Source organism: Citrobacter sp. C6_1 (genome assembly GCF_014596835.2).
GTDB classification, from domain to species: Bacteria; Pseudomonadota; Gammaproteobacteria; order Enterobacterales; family Enterobacteriaceae; genus Citrobacter; species Citrobacter pasteurii.
The window spans coordinates 3,255,025-3,274,487 of the sequence record NZ_CP115031.1 but is presented as its reverse complement, the minus strand read 5'-3'; the positions used below and the strand labels follow the sequence as shown (position 1 = coordinate 3,274,487).

Here is a 19,463-nt window from a genome sequence, read left to right as displayed (position 1 = left end):
GCGTTTAGGCCGCCATCCGGCAATAACGCTGTAGAATTGCCGGATGGTGACGCGAGTGCGTCTTATCCGGCCTGGGGATTAAATCACATCAATCTCTGCAACGGAGGGGTAGATCCAGCTTGGTCTGAATGGCATGTTGTCAATATCGTCAAGCTTGGATACGCCAGACAGTACCAGGATAGTTTCCAGACCCGCCTGGAAGCCCGCCAGAATATCGGTACGCAGGTTGTCGCCAACGATAACCGTCTCTTCCGAGTGTGCCTGCATTTTGTTGAGCGCTGCGCGAATAATCCACGGGCTGGGTTTCCCCACATAAAACGGCTTACGGCCAGAGATTTTTTCGATACCGGCGCACAGCGCGCCGCAGGCAGGATAAAAGCCGCGACCGTGCGTATCCGGATTTGTGGCGATGAAACGCGCGCCGTTAGCCACAAAATAGGCTGCTTTATGCATCATGTCCCAGTTATAGGAACGCGTTTCGCCAACAATCACAAAATCCGGGTTCACGTCGGTAATGGTAAATCCGGCTTTATACAGTTCGTGAATTAACGCCCCTTCACCTACCACATAGGCCTTTTTTCCTTCCTGGCGACGAAGAAAATCAGCGGTAGCCATCGCAGAAGTATAAAAGACGCTATCAGGGACATTCACTCCCGCGGTGGCGAAGCGGTTGGCCAGATCTTGCCCGGTCTGTGAAGGGTAGTTAGTCAGCAAAACGAGCGGCAGACCTTTTTCCAGAATCCCGGTCAAAAATTCAGCCGCACCCGGTACGGCAACATTGTCGTGCATCAGCACGCCGTCAATATCACAAATTACATTCTTAATGGCCATGGACAATCCGACATTAAAAAAAGAAGGCATTACTATACACAAAATACACTACATCATTCGAGTTGCATCAAGGCGGCAAGTCTGCGAACCCCTGGCGCTTACTGAAGTAAGTGACCGGGGGGAGCAGATGCAGCTAACGCAGAGGCAGCCTGAAGGATGACGTGTATTAGCTTTCCAGCAAACGTTGCAGCAAAGTCCCGTTGAGCATCGCGCGCTTCACCAGCGCAAAGGCGCCAATGGCGGAACGATGATCCAGCGTGGAACGAACCACAGGTAAATTGTGGCGAAACGCCTTCAACGCCTGGGTGTTGATACAGCTTTCTATGGCAGGCAGCAGCACTTTATCCGCCTCGGTAATTTCGCCCGCAATGACGATTTTTTGCGGATTAAACAGGTTGATGGCGATAGCAATGGTTTTACCCAGATGGCGACCAACGTGCTCGATGACTTCTGCTGCCAGATTATCGCCCTTATTCGCTGCCCTGCAGATGGCTTTGATACTGCAGTCATCCAGCGTGAGCCGGCTTGGATAGCCCTGTTTTAGCAAGTTTTGTACGCGGTGTTCGATAGAGGCATTGGCCGCAATGGTTTCCAGACAGCCGAAATTACCGCAGTGACAGCGCTCACCCAGCGGTTCTACCTGAATATGACCAATCTCACCCACGTTGCCATTGCGGCCGATAAAAATGCGGCCATTGGAAATAATTCCCGCGCCGGTTCCGCGGTGAACACGCACCAAAATGGAGTCTTCGCAATCCTGACTTGCCCCGAAATAGTGCTCGGCCAGCGCCAGGCTGCGAATATCATGACCAACAAAGCAGGTGACCTTAAAGCGTTTTTCAAGTGCTTCGACCAGACCCCAGTTTTCAACCTGAATGTGTGGCATATAGCGGATAACGCCGCTTTCAGGATCGACCAGGCCAGGCAGGATGACGGAAATCGCAATCAGCTCGCGGATTTTCCGCTGGCAGCTCTCAATAAAGGTGGCAATCGTGTTGAGCAGCGCATATTCCAGCGTTTCCTGGGTGCGCTCCGGGAGAGGGTAATGCTCTTCGGCGACCACTTTACTGCTCATATCATAGAGCGTCAGCGTCGTGTCGTGGCGACCCAGGCGTACGCCAATGGCGTGGAAATTACGGGTTTCGGTGACGATAGAGATGGCGCGGCGGCCCCCGGTGGAGGCCTGCTGATCGACTTCTTTGATCAGCCCGCGTTCAATCAACTGACGCGTAATTTTGGTTACGCTGGCGGGGGCAAGCTGGCTTTGTTCGGCAATTTGAATTCGCGAGATTGGCCCATGCTGGTCAATCAGGCGATAAACTGCCGCGCTGTTAAGCTGTTTTACGAGATCAACATTACCTATTTGAGCTTGTCCGCCTGGTGTCATTCTTTCTCTTACTCAGTAACGACCTCGTTGCCATTAACGATGGTCTTGATAATTTTAAAGTCGTGCGTGAACGCGGTCAGGTTGGCTACTTTGCCTGGCGCGATACTGCCGAGTTGTTTGTCGACGCCAATGGCGCGAGCAGGGTAGAGCGTTGCCATACGCAGGACTTCGTCCAGTGCGATACCGCAATGTTCAACCAGATTACGTACACCTTCGATCATGGTTAATGATGAACCGCTCAGCGTGCCGTTCTCATCAACACACAGTCCATTGCGGTAGTATATTGTTTTACCAGCGAAAATGAACTGCTCAATGTTTGCCCCCGCCGGCGCGGTCGCGTCGGTGACCAGGCACAGCTTGTCGCCTTTCAGGCGTTTGGCATTGCGGATGTTGGCATAGTCAACATGCATGCCATCGGCGATGATACCGCAATAAATATCGGCCTCATCCAGAATCGCGCCTGCCAGACCTGGTTCGCGACCGGTAATATAAGGCATCGCGTTGAACAGATGTGTTGCAAAGGAAATGCCTGCACGGAAACCGATTTTTGCTTCCTTCAGCGTCGCGTTAGAGTGGCCCGCAGACACCACGATACCTGCATTCACCAGTTGGGTGATCACTTCGACAGGAACCATTTCAGGCGCCAGCGTCACTTTGGTGATTACATCCGCATTATCGCACAGGAAATTGACCAGCGCAGCGTCTGGCTGGCGGACAAAGCCTGGATTATGCGTACCTTTTTTCACCAGATTCAGCCACGGACCTTCAAGATGTAGTCCTAATGCCTGATTTGGATGCTTAGCGAGGTATTCACGCATAACGCGAACGCCCTGCTTCATCAGGTCATCGCTGGTGGTGATTAGCGTTGGCAGATAGTTGGTGCAGCCCGATTTTTCATTGGCTTTCTGCATGATTTCCAGCGTCTCAACGGTAACGGCCTCAGCCGTATCGTTAAACTGTACACCGCCACAGCCGTTTAACTGCACATCAATAAAACCGGGGGAGACAATGGCCCCATTCAGCGAGCGCTGTTCAATCCCTGACGGCAATTCAGACAGTGGGCAAACGCTATCGATTAGGCCATTGGCGACAACAATCGCATGGTCATCAAGAATTTCGTGACCGGTAAAAATCCGACCCTGGGTTAAAGCATACATTCCGACCCCCGATTTCAAAAAAATGCCGCCCTGCACGTTTTCGGCTGGGCGGAGACATCATTACAGACCTTTAATATTTTCCGCTTCTAACTCGTTAAAGTATTTCAGCGTCTTCACTTTCAGTTCCATAGTGGAAGGCTCATCGCAGACCACAACCGCTTTCGGATGCAGTTGCAGACAGCTGATAGTCCACATGTGGTTAACGTTACCTTCAACAGCCGCCTGCAGCGCCTGGGCTTTCTGGTGACCCAGCACCAGGATCATTACTTCTTCAGCGTCCAACAGGGTGCCCACGCCTACGGTCAGTGCATATTTAGGCACCTGGCTGACGTCGCCGTCAAAGAAGCGTGAGTTTGCTACGCGGGTGTCGTGGGTCAGCGTTTTGATACGAGTACGGGAAGCTAAAGAAGAAGCGGGTTCGTTGAACGCAATGTGTCCATCGTTACCAACGCCGCCCATAAACAGATGGATTTTACCGTAAGAACGGATTTTCTCTTCATACTGACGGCATTCTGCATCAATATCCGGCGCGTTACCATTGAGCAGGTTGATGTTTTCTGCTGGAATATCAACATGATCAAAGAAGTTACGGTGCATAAAGCTGTGATAGCTTTCCGGATGCTCTTTCGGCAGACCAACATATTCGTCCATGTTGAAAGTGACAACATGTTTGAAGCTCACCTGGCCCGCTTTGTGCATTTCGACTAATGCTTTATAGGCAGTCAGCGGAGTGCCGCCAGTCGGCAGGCCCAGAACGAACGGACGATCTGCCGTTGGTTTGAACGCGTTAATACGGTTAACGATATGGCGAGCAGCCCATTTGCCGACTTGTTCAGCGGTATTCAGGGGGATCAGTCTCATTCTTCACCTCAAAAGTAAATGTAAGCAGTTGGCGGATTGAGTCTCTGTGCAGTATTAAGCGTAACCTGGTTTTGCATCGGTAAGGATCAATCCGTTTCGATTTTTTGAATGATAAAATAAGTTTTCGTAGTTAGCCAGTGCAAGGGAGGGTTAATAACGATATTTGGTGATTGTAATCACAAAAAACACGCTTTTAATTTGCGATACGAATTAATTTTTCACACACTCTGAATGTAGATGAATGGTTAATGTTGTTGTTCCAAAATCTCTTGCTGTTGCAGTCAGGAATGGTCGCACAATAAAAATATGGCTTCAAAGGAGCCTAATCGGGGTCTCGTAGGGGGAATAAAATGAATATTTTAGGTTTTTTCCAGCGGCTGGGTAGGGCGTTACAGCTCCCCATCGCGGTGCTGCCAGTCGCGGCACTGCTGCTGCGATTCGGCCAACCAGATTTACTGAATGTACCCTTCATCGCGCAAGCGGGTGGGGCTATCTTTGATAACCTCGCGTTAATTTTTGCTATCGGTGTGGCTTCCAGCTGGTCTAAAGACAGCGCGGGTGCGGCAGCGCTGGCGGGTGCGGTTGGTTATTTCATATTGACCAAAGCAATGGTTACCATTAACCCGGCAATCAACATGGGCGTGCTGGCGGGTATCATCACCGGTCTGGTCGGCGGTGCCGTGTATAACCGTTGGTCTGGCATCAAACTGCCTGATTTCCTGAGCTTCTTCGGCGGCAAACGTTTTGTACCCATCGCCACGGGCTTCTTCTGTTTGATACTGGCTGCTATCTTCGGCTACGTGTGGCCGCCGGTGCAGAACGCCATCCATGCGGGTGGTGAGTGGATCGTGGGCGCTGGCGCGCTGGGCTCTGGTATTTTTGGCTTCATCAACCGTCTGCTGATCCCAACCGGTCTGCATCAGGTGCTGAACACTATCGCCTGGTTCCAGATTGGCGAATTCACTAACGCTGCAGGTACCGTATTCCACGGTGATATTAACCGCTTCTACGCGGGTGACGGCACTGCGGGTATGTTCATGTCTGGCTTCTTCCCGATCATGATGTTTGGTCTGCCGGGTGCGGCACTGGCGATGTACTTCGCCGCGCCGAAAGCGCGTCGTCCGATGGTCGGCGGCATGCTGCTGTCCGTTGCTATCACCGCATTCCTGACCGGTGTTACCGAGCCGCTGGAATTCCTGTTTATGTTCCTGGCTCCGTTGCTGTACCTCCTGCACGCCGTTCTGACGGGTATCAGTCTGTTCGTTGCGACGCTGTTGGGGATCCATGCGGGCTTCTCCTTCTCCGCAGGTGCTATCGACTACGTGTTGATGTACAACCTGCCGGCTGCAAGTAAGAACGTCTGGATGCTGGTCGCCATGGGGCTGGTGTTCTTCGTTATCTACTTCATCCTGTTCAGCGCGGTTATTCGTATGTTTAACCTGAAAACGCCGGGCCGCGAAGATAAAGAAGACGAGATTGTTACTGACGAAGCGAACAGCAATACCGAAGAAGGTTTAGCTCAACTGGCAACCAACTACATTGCAGCGGTTGGCGGTACGGATAACCTGAAAGCGATTGATGCCTGTATCACCCGTCTGCGTTTGACCGTTGGCGATTCTGCCCGCGTCAATGATGCGATGTGCAAACGCTTAGGCGCGTCGGGTGTGGTTAAGCTGAACAAACAAACTATTCAGGTTATCGTGGGTGCGAAAGCTGAATCTATCGGCGACGAAATGAAGAAAGTTGTCGCACGCGGCCCGGTTGCGGCAGCGTCTACTGACAAAGCCCCGACAGCGGCTGCCCCGGTTGCAAAACCGCAGGCGGTAGCGAATGCAGCCACCATTGAAGCGCTGGTTTCTCCGATTACCGGTGATGTGGTTGCACTGGAGCAGGTGCCTGATGAAGCATTCGCCAGCAAAGCTTTAGGTGACGGCGTGGCGGTAAAACCAACGGATAAAATCGTGGTTTCTCCGGCAGCGGGTACTATTGTGAAAATCTTCAACACCAACCATGCGTTCTGTCTGGAAACGGAAAAAGGCGCGGAAATCGTGGTTCATATGGGTATCGATACCGTGGCGCTGGAAGGTAAAGGCTTTAAACGTCTGGTTGAAGAAGGTGCGGTTGTTGCAGCAGGTCAGCCGATTCTGGAAATGGATCTGGAATACCTGAACGCCAACGCACGTTCCATGATTAGCCCGGTTGTTTGCAGCAATAGCGATGATTTCGGTGGTCTGGTTGTTAAAGCCGAAGGTCATGTGGTTGCCGGTCAAACACCACTGTACGAGATTAAAGGTAAATAACTGCTCCTGAGTAAAGTGAGTTAAGTGCCTTAAGCGGCGGGGGATAGTCCTCCGCCGCTTTTTTTTGCAGCAAATGCCCTCATATATCCTGTTGAAACACCTTTTTTGTGCAACTAATAGTTGTCTCCTGACGTCGCTTATAAGATCATGTTCCGTTATACGTTGTTTACGCTTTGAGGAATCCACGATGAGTGAGGCTGAAGCCCGCCCGAGTAACTTTATTCGTCAGATCATCGATGAAGATCTGGCCAGTGGTAAGCACACCACTATCCATACCCGTTTTCCGCCGGAGCCAAATGGCTATCTGCACATTGGCCACGCGAAATCCATTTGTCTGAACTTTGGCATTGCGCAAGATTACCAGGGCCAGTGCAACCTGCGTTTTGATGACACCAACCCGGTAAAAGAAGATATCGAGTACGTTGAATCAATTAAAAACGACGTTGAATGGTTAGGTTTCCACTGGACTGGCGACATTCGCTACTCTTCGGATTACTTCGATCAGCTTCACGCCTATGCGGTAGAGCTTATTAATAAAGGCCTGGCGTACGTTGACGAACTGTCAGCGGAAGAAATTCGCGAATACCGTGGCACGCTGACTCAGCCAGGTAAAAACAGCCCGTTCCGCGATCGTAGCGTCGAAGAGAACCTCGCGCTGTTTGAAAAAATGCGTACCGGTGGTTTTGAAGAAGGTAAAGCCTGCCTGCGCGCAAAAATCGATATGGCTTCGCCGTTTATCGTGATGCGCGATCCGGTGCTGTACCGTATTAAGTTCGCTGAACACCACCAGACCGGCAACAAGTGGTGCATCTACCCGATGTACGACTTTACCCACTGCATCAGCGATGCGCTGGAAGGCATCACGCATTCCCTGTGTACGCTGGAGTTCCAGGATAACCGTCGTCTGTATGACTGGGTGCTGGACAACATCACCATTCCGGTTCACCCGCGCCAGTACGAGTTCTCGCGCCTGAATCTGGAATACACCGTGATGTCCAAGCGTAAGCTGAACCTGCTGGTAACCGACAAGCACGTTGAAGGCTGGGACGATCCGCGCATGCCGACTATCTCGGGTCTGCGCCGTCGCGGTTACACGGCTGCTGCAATTCGTGAGTTCTGCAAACGTATTGGCGTGACCAAGCAGGACAACACCATTGAGATCGCTTCTCTGGAATCCTGCATCCGTGAAGATCTGAACGAAAACGCCCCGCGCGCGATGGCAGTTATCGATCCGGTGAAACTGATTATCGAAAACTACCCGCAGGGCGAAAGCGAGCTGGTCACCATGCCTAACCATCCGAACAAACCGGAAATGGGCAGCCGTGAAGTGCCGTTTAGCGGTGAAATCTGGATCGACAGGGCAGACTTCCGCGAAGAAGCGAACAAGCAGTACAAGCGTCTGGTGATGGGCAAAGAAGTGCGTCTGCGTAATGCTTACGTGATCAAAGCTGAACGTGTCGAGAAAGATGCACAAGGGAATATCACCACCATTTTCTGCACCTATGATGCCGATACCCTGAGCAAAGATCCGGCCGATGGTCGTAAAGTTAAAGGCGTTATTCACTGGGTGAGCGCGTCCCATGCGCTGCCGATTGAAATCCGTCTTTACGATCGCCTGTTTAGCGTACCAAACCCTGGCGCGGCGGAAGACTTCCTGTCCGTCATTAACCCAGAGTCGCTGGTGATTAAGCACGGTTACGGTGAGCCGTCGCTGCAGGCTGCGGTTGCAGGCAAAGCGTTCCAGTTCGAGCGTGAAGGGTACTTCTGCCTCGACAGCCGTTATGCAACGGCTGACAAGCTGGTGTTTAACCGTACCGTTGGTCTGCGTGATACGTGGGCTAAAGCGGGCGAATAAGTCGCTACGCATCCAGTCTAAACGCCGCATTCATGCGGCGTTTTTTTCGCAAAAAAACCGTACGCCAGGCTCCGTTTGCGGAGCGAATTAATTACATGTCTGTAATAATGGAATGGCTGAATATTTTTACGTTTAAATAACCTACCTCAATATGAAATAGGCTGAAACCGATTTCATCCTCATGGAAAACAAGCAATTTTTTCAATTTTTCAACGCTTTTTTATCTGTCGATGAAAATGTAACAGAAAGCAATCAAATATGTGCGGTTGCTCATACTATTACATACTCGTTACAGAAAGAGATTGATAATTCGCGTCGCGAAAAATAGTCTATTCATTGTAGTCAATGAGGTTTTCTCAGCGCTACTTTTTTTAATTTTTGCTTTTTCGCTGTCCGCTTTTATCGGCAGCATTTTATACGTCAAAGAGGATTAACATATGCGTACGTTTAGTGGCAAACGTAGTACGCTGGCGCTGGCTATCGCCGGTATCACAGCAATGTCGGGTTTTGTTGTCGCTCCCCAGGTTCACGCCGAAGGTTTTATTGATGACTCGACCTTAACCGGCGGCATCTATTACTGGCAGCGTGAGCGTGACCGTAAAGATGTGACCGATCACGACAAATACAAAACCAACCTTTCTCACTCCACCTGGAACGCTAACCTCGACTTCCAGTCCGGTTATGCGGCCGATATGTTTGGTATTGATATCGCAGCATTCACTGCTATTGAAATGAACGAAAGTAGCGAAAGCGGCCATCCAAACGAAATCGCATTCTCTTCAAAAAATAAAGGCTATGACGAAGATTACTCCGGCGATAAGAGCGGGATTAGCCTGTATAAAGCGGCAGCCAAATTCAAATTTGGCCCAACCTGGGCACGCGCGGGTTATATTCAGCCAACCGGACAAACTCTGCTGGCACCACACTGGAGCTTTATGCCTGGTACCTATCAGGGTGCTGAAGCCGGTGCCAACTTCGATTATGGCGATGCGGGTGCGCTGAGCTTCTCCTATATGTGGGCTAACGAATATAAAGCGCCGTGGCACACCGAAGTCGATAAATTCTATCAGGCTGATAAAAAGACCAGCGTTGATTACCTGCATTCAATCGGCGCGAAATATGACTTCAAAAATAACCTGTTGCTGGAAGCGGCATTTGGTCAGTCTGAAGGCTACGTCGATCAGTACTTCGCCAAAGCCAGCTACAAATTCGATTTAGGCGGTAACCCGTTTACTACCAGCTATCAATTCTACGGCGCACGTGACAAAGTTGACGATCGCACCGTGAACGATATTTATGACGGCACGGCCTGGCTGCAGGCGCTGACCTTCGGTTATAAAGTAGCGGAAGTGGTTGATCTGCGACTGGAAGGGACCTGGGTTAAAGCTGACGGGCAGCAGGGCTACTTCCTGCAGCGTATGACCCCGACCTATGCGTCTTCAAACGGTCGTCTGGACGTTTGGTGGGATAACCGCTCTGACTTCAACGCCAACGGCGAAAAGGCCGTGTTCTTCGGCGCGATGTATGACCTGAAGAACTGGAACCTGCCAGGCTGGGCTGTGGGGGCATCATACGTTTACGCGTGGGATGCTAAACCGGCTACCTGGCAGCTCAACCCGGATGCGTACTACGACAAAAATCGTACTATCGAAGAGTCGTCTTACAGCCTGGATGCGGTCTATACCCTGCAGGACGGCCGTGCGAAGGGCACTATGTTTAAACTGCACTTCACCCAGTACGACAACCATTCAGATATTCCGAGCTGGGGCGGTGGTTACGGCAACATCTTCCAGGATGAGCGCGACGTGAAATTCATCGTTATTGCGCCGTTCACCATCTTCTAATGCCGACAGCGGCAGGCCGCAAGCCTGCCGTTTTGTTGAGGAGCGTGTTATGAAAAAGCTGATACTCATCGCCGTCATGGCATCAGGGCTGGTTGCTTGCGCGCAATCACCCGCGCCGAAAGAAGATAGCCGTCTTAAAGAAGCCTATAGCGCGTGTATCAATACCGCGCAGGGCTCGCCGGAGAAAATCGAAGCCTGCCAAAGCGTGTTGAATGTGCTGAAGAAAGAAAAACAGCACCAGCAGTTTGCGAATGAAGAAAGCGTGCGCGTACTGGATTACCAACAGTGTATCCAGGCAACGCGTACGGGTAACGATCAATCCGTTAAGGCCGATTGTGATAAGGTCTGGCAGGAAATTCGCAGTAATAATACGGCGAAATAAAACGTGGTATGAACAACAACGGGCGGAGAGATTTCTTCGCCCGTTTGCATTTTAGCGTCGTTTTTCAATTGCCCACTTGAGTAATGCCGCACAACGGTAAAATCCATGGGCAAATTTTCCGTAAGGAATGGTCAGAAAGAGCGCCATGACCACGCCGAGGTGAATGGCGAGCAAAATAGCCATCCATGACGTGTCTCTTCCCGCCAGTAGCGCTAAACCGGTCAGACTGGTCAGCAGCAGCAGTAAAATAAAACCGCGATCCATTGGCTTTTGCCGTGCGTCGCCATGTAGCGGTGAGCGCTTAATGTTCAGCCATAACAAACCAGCCGGGCCGACAACCAGGCCAATGCCACCCAACGTGCCCAGCATGACCGGAACGCTGAAGAACGGATAGGGTGCTTCTATACCTGCGAAATAGTGATAGCCCGTCGCCACCACGGTGGCGGCAAAGCAGAGCATAAAACCGTAGAAGGTGAAGTGATGGAAGCGGCGGCGCATCAGGGTGAAGGCATCATCCGCTTCGTTACACCCTTTACCGTGCCCACCATCGAGATACTTTAGTGTCAGCGCATCGTGTGAAGCTTCAGCAATTTCGACGGAACGCGGCATCCCCGGAGAAATCTCGCGCCAGAAGCGGATAACGCCCGCCATCAGCAGACCTATCGCCAGAATAAATACCGAACCAAACATCCAGGCCAGCAGGTTATGCGGGAAAATTTGGTAGAAATCTCCGGCCAGCGGAGGATGGAGTAACGAGCCTTTTAACCCCATGGCGAGCAGTAAAAACAGGATCAGACCGAAAACCAGCGCCAGCGTCACGGTGACGCCTGCGCGACGATAAAGCGCGCCAAAGGCCGCGGGTTGCGCGTAGTGCTGATAGGTTTCCAGCCGGACTTCTGCCATCGCCTTCGGCACGTTGATGGCAAACTCATGGGGCGGTGCGTATTGACACGCGTGCAGGCAGGCGCCGCAGTTATGGCACAGGTTCGCCAGATAGTTGATATCCGCTTTACCGAATTCCAGACGCTGAGTCATCGCCGGGAACACGGCGCAAAAACCCTCGCAATAGCGACAGGCGTTGCAGACTTGCATCACACGCTCAACTTCTGCTTCCGGCTCGGTAAGCATTTTCGCTTCAATAATTAATTGCTCAAGCTGTTTCATGATGAGCCTCCTCACGCGCTGCCAGTGCGGCTTCTTTTCCGGCAATGCGGCCAAAAGTGGTGCCGATCGACATGCCTACGCCTGCGGTGTAGCCTTTTCCCAGCACGTTGCCCGCCATCATCTCTCCGGCGACGAACAGATTGCGACTTGGAAGCCCGGCAAAATGCACCGCGGCGTGTTCATTCACCTTTAACCCCAGGTAGGTGAAGGTGATCCCCGGACGTAAGGCATAGCCATAGTAAGGTGGCGTATCCAGCGGTCGCGCCCAATGTGTTTTTGCCGGTGTCAGATTTTGTGTTGCACAGTTATCCAGAGTGGTGTGGTCAAAGCGGCCTGGCCGGCAGGCGCTGTTGTACTGCATGACAGTATGGGTAAAGCGCTCAGTATCCAGCCCCAACTGGCGTGCCAGCTCTGCTAACGTCTTGGCCTGTGCACCAGGAAAAACCGGGGGCATGAAGTGACCGATCGCTTTACTGTCGATAATGGAGTAACCAATTTGTCCGGGCTGGTGGGCGACCAGACGTCCCCAGATGGCGTAGCGTTTGGGCCAGAAATCCTCTCCTTCATCATAAAATCGTTCTGCATCGCGGTTCACTACGATGCCCAGAGAGACACAGTCCACGCGGGTGCAAATTCCGCCGTCATATAATGGTGCTCTGGCGTCAATGGCTACACAGTGTGACTGGGAGGGGTCGCCGATGATGTCTGCCCCGGCATCGATCATAAATTTGAGCAATACCCCCTGATTAAAGCGCGTGCCACGAATCAGGAAGTTATCCGCAGGCCACTCGCCGCGGTCATTTTCCCCCCAGGCTTCACGCAGCCATTCGCGGTTTGACTCAAATCCGCCAGCGGCAAGCACGCAGGATTTCGCTGTAATACGCTCTTCGCCTGCCAGCGCCGCCACGAACTCGCCGTTGTGCAGTTCAAGCGCCTGCACCGGGGTGTTATAGCGGATTTGCACGCCCAGCTTTTCTGCGCTGCGATAATAGGCATTCACCAGGGCTTTCCCGCCGCCCATAAAAAAGGCGTTGGTTCGCGCCACGTGTAGAGCGCCAGAGAGTGGAGGTTGAAAATTGACGCCGTGCTGGCGCATCCAGTCGCGACACTTTGAAGAGGTGCGGATCACCAGACGTGCCAGGGCTTCGTTGGTATTTCCTTCCGTGACGCGCTGCAGATCTTGCCAGAACTCCTCTTCCGGATAGCTTTCCACCAGCACATCCTGCGGTGCATCATGCATACAGCGTAAATTACGCGTGTGTTGGGAATTTCCTCCGCGCCATTCACGCGGAGCCGCCTCAAGCAGCAGTACCGAAGCGCCTTGCTCCCGGGCGGTTAAGGCGGCACATAGTGCAGCATTGCCGCCGCCAATCACCAGAACATCAACCATCGCATACTCCATTACCACTTAACCAATTGTTAAGTTTGTAATTAAAATGTATACGAGTAAGTTGTGGGGACGCTATGACGTGATGCTAAACAGCCCTTTAATTATTGTAAAGAATCGCACCTGGCCAGTGTCCAGATTCCACCAGTTGATGCATTACTTTGGTTAGTACCACACGGGCAGCGAGGCCCGCTGGGGTGAGTTCATCGTCAGAGAGGCTGACCAGAAAGTTGGGGCGACTCAGTATTGGATTATGGATGCCGATCACTCTTAGCGTCTCTTTATCGAGATGGGAAATTGCCGCACCGGGCTGAAGTGTTGCTCCAATTCCGCTGCGAACGGCGTGCATCAGTAGCGTCAGGCCGTCAATTTCTGTGGCGATCTCAATGCGTAGCGCGTGTTCCTGACAAATCGCTTCCAGCCTGCCGCGCAGACCGTGGCCAGGGCTGGGCATGATCAATGGCATATGTGCCAATTGGGCTGGAGAAATATTGTCATCGGTAATATCAGCCAGTAGGGCATGAGTACCAATTAAAAATAGCCGTTCTTCGAGAATCGGTCTGGCGCTCCAGCGTAGGATCTTTTCTTTTTGAAATACCACCGCCAGATCAATCTGGCGGGTATTAATCATTCGCTCCAGGTTGCCAGAGAGGCTTTCCACTACATGCAGGCGGACATCACTATAGGTTTCTCGCATGGCGTTGATGAAAGGCATGCCGAGAACGGAAGCGGTACTGGGGGCCATGCCAACGCTGACGTGCCCGGAAAGTCTGGCCTCCCGTGCGGCGAGGATCGCATCGTCTGCGTGACGGAGCGCCAGCTGCGCCTGGGCGTAAAATGCCAGCCCGGCGCTGGTGGGCGTCACGCCGCGCGAGGTGCGTTGCAGCAGGCGAATAGCAAGTTCGTTTTCCAGACGCGACATCTGCTGGCTGAGTGCCGAAACCCCAATATTGAGATCGAGCGCCGCGCTACCCATGCTGCCGGTTTCGACAATGCGCACAAAATAACGTAGCTGGCGAAGTTCCATTTCGACTCTCCGGAAGGGACAATTGATTTTTACATTAAAGCAACACAAGAGTGGAGGGAAGGGGAAACGTACTGATAACGCGCATAAAAAAGCCAACCGGATGGTTGGCTTTTCAGAAAGCATTACATTACTTGCCGTCGTGCGCGTGCTCATCTTCGCGGCAATCACCTTCGGCGCAGTGACCGTAAAGATACAGGCTATGGTTGGTTAAACGAATACCATGTTTAGCCGCAATCTCACGCTGGCGCGCTTCGATGGAATCATCGCTGAACTCGACCACTTTGCCGCAGTCGAGGCAAATGAGGTGATCGTGATGATGCTGTTGAGTCAGTTCGAAGACGGATTTACCACCTTCAAAATTATGGCGGGTCACGATACCGGCATCATCAAACTGGTTCAGCACGCGATACACGGTCGCCAGACCAATTTCTTCACCCATATCGATCAGGCGTTTGTATAAGTCTTCCGCACTGACGTGATGGTTATCCGGTTCCTGAAGAACTTCCAGAATTTTTAAACGAGGAAGCGTTACTTTCAGGCCAGCCTTCTTTAATGCGGTATTGTTGTCAGTCATGCGGAATCTGTCCTGTAGCTAAACGATTCACTTCATTAACAGAAGTGACAGAAATTGCACTTGAGATAATGCGATTCATTATAGAACTGCCATGGCTAAATGAAAACTGCAAGTCTCTGGCATAAATTGTTAATCAAAACGTGGTATCGCCGACAAACACACTGTGCAACACCCGATTGGCATCCAGCCATTGTACAGGGTCAGACGAAAAAGTTACAAATTTGTAGCAATTATTTTGATTGGTTTTATCTATTGATGCGGCGCAGATGAATATCTACGCCGCACGAAATCAGGCATTGATGATTTCGTCGAGGTGCAGCTCTTCAGCGATCTGCTTAACCCATTTTTCTACGCGTTCAGCGGTCAGTTCCGGCTGGCGATCTTCATCGATAGCCAGACCGACAAAGTGGTCGTCATCTGCCAGACCTTTGGACGCTTCGAAATGGTAACCCGCCGTTGGCCAGTGGCCGACGATGGTGGCGCCGCGCGGCTCGATGATGTCGCGGATGGTGCCTAACGCATCACAGAAATATTCTGCGTAATCTTCCTGGTCGCCACAGCCGAACAATGCCACCAGTTTACCGTTAAAATCAATGTCTTCGAGAGTAGGGAAGAAGTCGTCCCAGTCGCACTGCGCTTCACCGTAGTACCAGGTTGGGATGCCGAGCAACAGAATGTCATACCCTTCCAGGTCTTCTTTGCTGCTTTTTGCAATGTCATGAACATCGGCTACGTCTTTACCAAGCTGTTTTTGAATCATTTTTGCGATATTTTCGGTATTACCGGTGTCGCTGCCGAAAAAGATGCCAGTGATTGCCATGAGTAAAATAACCTCTTGAAACTTATTGAAATGGTGGTGGCGCATTGCCCACGGATAAGGGCAATCATAGCAGAACAGTCCGGCATGCGGAAACAGCAAACACGCAGGACTGCACTCTGTGCTACACGATTTATGATTTATACCCGTCATACTTCAAGTTTCAGGTGCGTTGGCTTTCCTCGCTCACCCCAGTCACGTACTTATGTACGCTCCTGGAGATTCGCTGCGTCACCGCCTTCCTGCAACTCGAATTATTTAGGGTATGGAGCAGAAATTCAGACTAAGCCTGACCGCGCAACGCGGTGAGTTGGTTCATCAGCATCTCTTCGATGAGTTCACTGCGACTCATGTTGCGCGCCTCGGCCAGCTCGTTCAGAGCGTCAACGGCATCGGCGTTCAGTTTCAGTTCGACACGCTTAAGCCCGCGAACTTTGTCGCGTTTAAGCTGATTACGTTTATTAATACGTAACTGTTCATCACGCGAAAGCGGATTGGTTTTGGGTCGTCCCGGGCGACGCTCCTGCGCGAACAGATCTAATGTCGTACGGTCCGTTTGTTCTTTGGCCATGATCTTGGTGACTTCGGGGAAACAATCAGCCAGGCGTCCGCCCGGATGGATAGCGCGCCATAATACATCAGCAGGAGAGGCGCGCCAACGCCCACGCGCGTAATCACGCGCGGACGCTGAGTTTTTAATCAGTTAACCTGCTCGCTCAGATAACGACGGATGGCGCGCAGCACCGCCTCCGGTTTTTCTGCATGCACCCAATGCCCCGCGCCGGCTATAACGTGCGCCCGGGCCTGCGGGAATTGCGCCAGCAGTTGGTCACGATACGCTTCGGTAACATAGGGTGAATTGCCACCCGGGATAAACAGCGCCGGGTGTTCCCACGCCGGAATGGTCTCCCAACCGACGATATGAGGATATTGATCCCACAGCACGGGAACATTAAAGCGCCACTCGCCGTCAACAAAGGATTTCAGCAGAAACTGGATCACGCCTTCTTCTTGCAGGTGCTGACGCATAACGCTCGCCGCCTGCTGGCGCGAAGAGGATTGCGCGTCGGTGACTGCGTTAATGGCAGCAAAAATCTCATCGTGGCGGCGAACATGGTAGTCAACGGGAGCAATGTCGATGGCGACCAGCCGTGCGACACGTTCAGGAGCCAGCGCAGTCAGCGCCATAACGGCTTTACCGCCCATCGAGTGTCCAATAAAGATCGCTTTTTCAATCTGCCGATCGTCCAGCGTATCCAGCAGATCTTGCGCCATGGCCGGATAATTCATCTCCGGTGAACGAGGGGAGAGGCCATGATTTCGCATATCAACCTGGATGATGTCGTGATCGGCCACCAGATCGCGTGCCAGGATCCCGAGGTTATCCAGACTGCCAAACAGGCCGTGAACCAGGACGATGGGAGAATTATTGTGCGGGTTTTGCGCAGATTGCGCTCGGATATTCAATTTCATGGCAAAGTTCTTTTTTTCACACTGACGGGTTAGGGTATCATGTTGACCATTCTGCCACATGGCTGCAATAACTACGGTTACTCCGAGTTTTGCTGGTCACCAGGCTTGACGCTATCCGCTGTTAGGATTTGCCTTTACACTACAGCGTGTAAAGTCCTGACAACTTGTATTCAGCCAAACATTGCACTGGATTAAGATGAAAACGATTGAAGTTGATGATGAACTCTATAGCTATATTGCCAGCCACACCAAGCATATTGGCGAGAGCGCATCCGACATTTTACGGCGTATGTTGAAGTTTTCCGCCGCATCACAGCCTGTCTCTCCGGTAGTAAAAGAGGTCCGCGCCGTGCAACCTGTCGTGGAAGCCAAGCCGGTCAACCCCGCGAAAGACAAAGTGCGCGCCATGCGTGAACTGCTGCTTTCCGATGAATATGCGGAACAGAAAAAAGCAGTGAATCGCTTTATGCTGGTGCTGTCTACACTCTATTCACTGGATCACAACGCGTTCGCCGAAGCAACGGAATCGTTGCACGGACGTACGCGCGTTTATTTTGCAGCGGATGAACAGACGCTGTTGAAAAATGGTAATCAAACCAAACCGAAGCACGTGCCAGGCACGCCATATTGGGTGATCACCAATACCAATACCGGCCGTAAATGCAGCATGGTTGAACACATCATGCAGTCAATGCAATTCCCCGCGGAGTTGATTGAAAAGGTTTGCGGAACAATTTAATCCTTGCATTAGAGGGACCAGGCAATGGCAATCCACAACCGTGCAGGTCAACCTGCACAACAGAGTGATTTGATTAATGTCGCCCAGTTAACGGCGCAATACTATGTACTAAAACCGACGGCAGGGAATGCGGAGCACGCGGTGAAGTTCGGTACATCCGGGCATCGCGGTAGTGCGGGTCGTCATAGTTTTAATGAGCCGCATATTCTGGCTATCGCTCAGGCGATTGCCGAAGAACGTGCGAAAAACGGGATTACTGGCCCGTGCTATGTGGGCAAGGATACCCACGCGTTGTCTGAACCGGCATTTATCTCTGTGTTGGAAGTGCTGGCAGCGAACGGTGTTGATGTCATCGTGCAGGAAAACAACGGCTTTACGCCAACCCCTGCCGTGTCGAATGCTATCCTGGTCCACAATAAAAAAGGCGGTTCGCTGGCTGATGGCATTGTGATCACGCCGTCCCACAACCCGCCGGAAGACGGTGGCATTAAATACAATCCGCCAAACGGTGGCCCGGCAGATACCAACGTCACCAAAGTCGTAGAAGACAGGGCTAATGCACTGTTGGCTGACGGTCTGCAAGGCGTGAAGCGTATTCCGCTGGATGCCGCGCTGGCGTCCGGTCATGTTAAAGAACAAGACCTGGTTCAACCCTTCGTGGAAGGGCTGGCAGATATCGTTGATATGGCGGCAATCCAGAAAGCGGGTCTGACGCTGGGCGTTGATCCACTGGGTGGTTCTGGTATCGAATACTGGAAACGTATCGCTCAGCACTACAACCTGAATCTGACCCTCGTTAACGATCAGGTCGATCAGACTTTCCGCTTTATGCATCTTGATAAAGACGGCGCCATTCGTATGGACTGCTCCTCCGAGTGCGCGATGGCCGGTCTGCTGGCGCTGCGTGACAAGTTTGATTTGGCATTTGCCAATGACCCGGACTATGACCGTCACGGTATCGTAACGCCGGCTGGACTGATGAATCCGAACCACTATCTGGCGGTCGCGATCAACTACCTGTTCCAGCATCGTCCGCAGTGGGGCAAAGATGTTGCCGTCGGTAAGACGCTGGTATCATCGGCGATGATTGACCGTGTAGTGAATGATTTAGGGCGTAAACTGGTTGAAGTGCCGGTTGGCTTTAAATGGTTCGTTGACGGTCTGTTTGACGGCAGCTTTGGCTTCGGCGGCGAAGAGAGCGCGGGCGCGTCCTTCCTGCGTTTCGACGGTACACCGTGGTCAACTGACAAAGATGGTATCATCATGTGCCTGCTGGCAGCGGAAATTACGGCAGTGACAGGCAAGAACCCGCAAGAGCATTACAACGAACTGGCGGCGCGCTTTGGCGCACCGAGCTATAACCGAATTCAGGCTGGAGCCACTTCCGCGCAGAAAGCGGCGTTGTCTAAGCTCTCTCCGGAAATGGTGAGCGCCAGCACGCTGGCGGGCGACCCGATCACTGCGCGTCTGACGGCAGCGCCAGGCAACGGCGCATCGATTGGCGGCCTGAAGGTCATGACTGATAACGGTTGGTTTGCCGCACGTCCGTCCGGCACCGAAGACGCTTACAAGATCTACTGCGAAAGCTTCCTCGGTGAAGAACATCGCAAGCAGATTGAGAAAGAAGCGGTTGAGATTGTCAGCGAAGTATTGAAAAACGCATAA

Annotated in this window: 18 protein-coding genes; 6 read left to right on the top strand and 12 right to left on the bottom strand. The window is 52.1% G+C overall.

Annotated elements, in window-relative coordinates:
* Window positions 1–78: 78 nt before the first annotated feature.
* From nagD to nagB, 4 genes are all read right to left on the bottom strand, one after another.
* Window positions 79–831, bottom strand: a complete 753-nt coding sequence (nagD, locus tag IB196_RS15835; protein ID WP_003022792.1) for a ribonucleotide monophosphatase NagD — start codon at window positions 829–831, stop codon at window positions 79–81.
* 166 nt (window positions 832–997) lie between these two features.
* Window positions 998–2,218 carry an N-acetylglucosamine repressor gene (locus IB196_RS15830; RefSeq protein ID WP_005121412.1) on the bottom strand — a complete coding sequence of 407 codons (1,221 nt, stop codon included), beginning with the start codon at window positions 2,216–2,218 and terminating at the stop codon, window positions 998–1,000.
* An 8-nt stretch (window positions 2,219–2,226) separates the two neighbouring features.
* Window positions 2,227–3,375, bottom strand: a complete 1,149-nt coding sequence (gene nagA / locus IB196_RS15825; protein ID WP_188231790.1) for an N-acetylglucosamine-6-phosphate deacetylase — start codon at window positions 3,373–3,375, stop codon at window positions 2,227–2,229.
* A 60-nt stretch (window positions 3,376–3,435) separates the two neighbouring features.
* Window positions 3,436–4,236: a glucosamine-6-phosphate deaminase gene (gene nagB / locus IB196_RS15820; protein ID WP_003022803.1), complete on the bottom strand. Its 801-nt coding sequence runs from the start codon at window positions 4,234–4,236 to the stop codon at window positions 3,436–3,438.
* 350 nt (window positions 4,237–4,586) lie between these two features.
* On the opposite strand from nagB, the gene nagE reads away from it, so the two are divergent.
* The 4 genes from nagE to chiQ all read left to right on the top strand — a co-directional run bounded on the left by nagE (window position 4,587) and on the right by chiQ (window position 10,617).
* On the top strand, window positions 4,587–6,536 hold the full coding sequence (nagE, locus tag IB196_RS15815) for a PTS N-acetyl glucosamine transporter subunit IIABC (RefSeq protein WP_188231791.1): 1,950 nt from the start codon (window positions 4,587–4,589) through the stop codon (window positions 6,534–6,536).
* A gap of 187 nt (window positions 6,537–6,723) precedes the next feature.
* Complete coding sequence (gene glnS / locus IB196_RS15810) at window positions 6,724–8,391, top strand: glutamine--tRNA ligase (RefSeq protein ID WP_005121409.1); 1,668 nt, start codon at window positions 6,724–6,726, stop codon at window positions 8,389–8,391.
* Between the two features lie 437 nt (window positions 8,392–8,828).
* Window positions 8,829–10,235, top strand: coding sequence for a chitoporin (chiP, locus tag IB196_RS15805; protein ID WP_005121406.1), 1,407 nt, complete (start codon window positions 8,829–8,831; stop codon window positions 10,233–10,235).
* A gap of 49 nt (window positions 10,236–10,284) precedes the next feature.
* On the top strand, window positions 10,285–10,617 hold the full coding sequence (gene chiQ, locus IB196_RS15800; RefSeq protein ID WP_005121405.1) for a ChiQ/YbfN family lipoprotein: 333 nt from the start codon (window positions 10,285–10,287) through the stop codon (window positions 10,615–10,617).
* Between the two features lie 51 nt (window positions 10,618–10,668).
* On the opposite strand, the gene tcuB is transcribed toward chiQ, so the two are convergent.
* The 8 genes from tcuB to ybfF all read right to left on the bottom strand — a co-directional run bounded on the left by tcuB (window position 10,669) and on the right by ybfF (window position 17,059).
* A complete protein-coding gene (tcuB, locus tag IB196_RS15795) occupies window positions 10,669–11,781 on the bottom strand; it encodes a tricarballylate utilization 4Fe-4S protein TcuB (RefSeq protein ID WP_188231792.1) in 1,113 nt (370 codons plus the stop codon).
* A complete protein-coding gene (tcuA, locus tag IB196_RS15790; RefSeq protein WP_188231793.1) occupies window positions 11,768–13,171 on the bottom strand; it encodes an FAD-dependent tricarballylate dehydrogenase TcuA in 1,404 nt (467 codons plus the stop codon). Before tcuA ends, tcuB begins: the two co-directional genes overlap by 14 nt.
* A gap of 97 nt (window positions 13,172–13,268) precedes the next feature.
* Complete coding sequence (tcuR, locus tag IB196_RS15785) at window positions 13,269–14,195, bottom strand: tricarballylate utilization LysR family transcriptional regulator TcuR (RefSeq protein ID WP_188231794.1); 927 nt, start codon at window positions 14,193–14,195, stop codon at window positions 13,269–13,271.
* A gap of 127 nt (window positions 14,196–14,322) precedes the next feature.
* The gene (gene fur, locus IB196_RS15780; RefSeq protein WP_003022836.1) at window positions 14,323–14,769 is read right to left on the bottom strand and encodes a ferric iron uptake transcriptional regulator; all 447 of its coding nucleotides are present in this window, start codon (window positions 14,767–14,769) and stop codon (window positions 14,323–14,325) included.
* A complete protein-coding gene (locus IB196_RS15775; protein WP_049259739.1) occupies window positions 14,762–14,848 on the bottom strand; it encodes a ryhB-regulated fur leader peptide in 87 nt (28 codons plus the stop codon). Before IB196_RS15775 ends, fur begins: the two co-directional genes overlap by 8 nt.
* A 210-nt stretch (window positions 14,849–15,058) precedes the next feature.
* On the bottom strand, window positions 15,059–15,589 hold the full coding sequence (fldA, locus tag IB196_RS15770) for a flavodoxin FldA (RefSeq protein WP_005121401.1): 531 nt from the start codon (window positions 15,587–15,589) through the stop codon (window positions 15,059–15,061).
* A gap of 280 nt (window positions 15,590–15,869) precedes the next feature.
* Entirely contained in the window at window positions 15,870–16,157 is a 288-nt protein-coding gene (gene ybfE, locus IB196_RS15765) for a LexA regulated protein (protein WP_005121400.1), read from the bottom strand.
* Between the two features lie 128 nt (window positions 16,158–16,285).
* Window positions 16,286–17,059, bottom strand: a complete 774-nt coding sequence (gene ybfF / locus IB196_RS15760) for an esterase (RefSeq protein WP_005121399.1) — start codon at window positions 17,057–17,059, stop codon at window positions 16,286–16,288.
* A 196-nt stretch (window positions 17,060–17,255) separates the two neighbouring features.
* Here ybfF and seqA point away from each other — a divergent pair, with 196 nt between their 5' ends.
* Window positions 17,256–17,798 carry a replication initiation negative regulator SeqA gene (gene seqA / locus IB196_RS15755; RefSeq protein WP_005121398.1) on the top strand — a complete coding sequence of 181 codons (543 nt, stop codon included), beginning with the start codon at window positions 17,256–17,258 and terminating at the stop codon, window positions 17,796–17,798.
* 24 nt (window positions 17,799–17,822) lie between these two features.
* The gene (gene pgm / locus IB196_RS15750; RefSeq protein WP_005121397.1) at window positions 17,823–19,463 is read left to right on the top strand and encodes a phosphoglucomutase (alpha-D-glucose-1,6-bisphosphate-dependent); all 1,641 of its coding nucleotides are present in this window, start codon (window positions 17,823–17,825) and stop codon (window positions 19,461–19,463) included.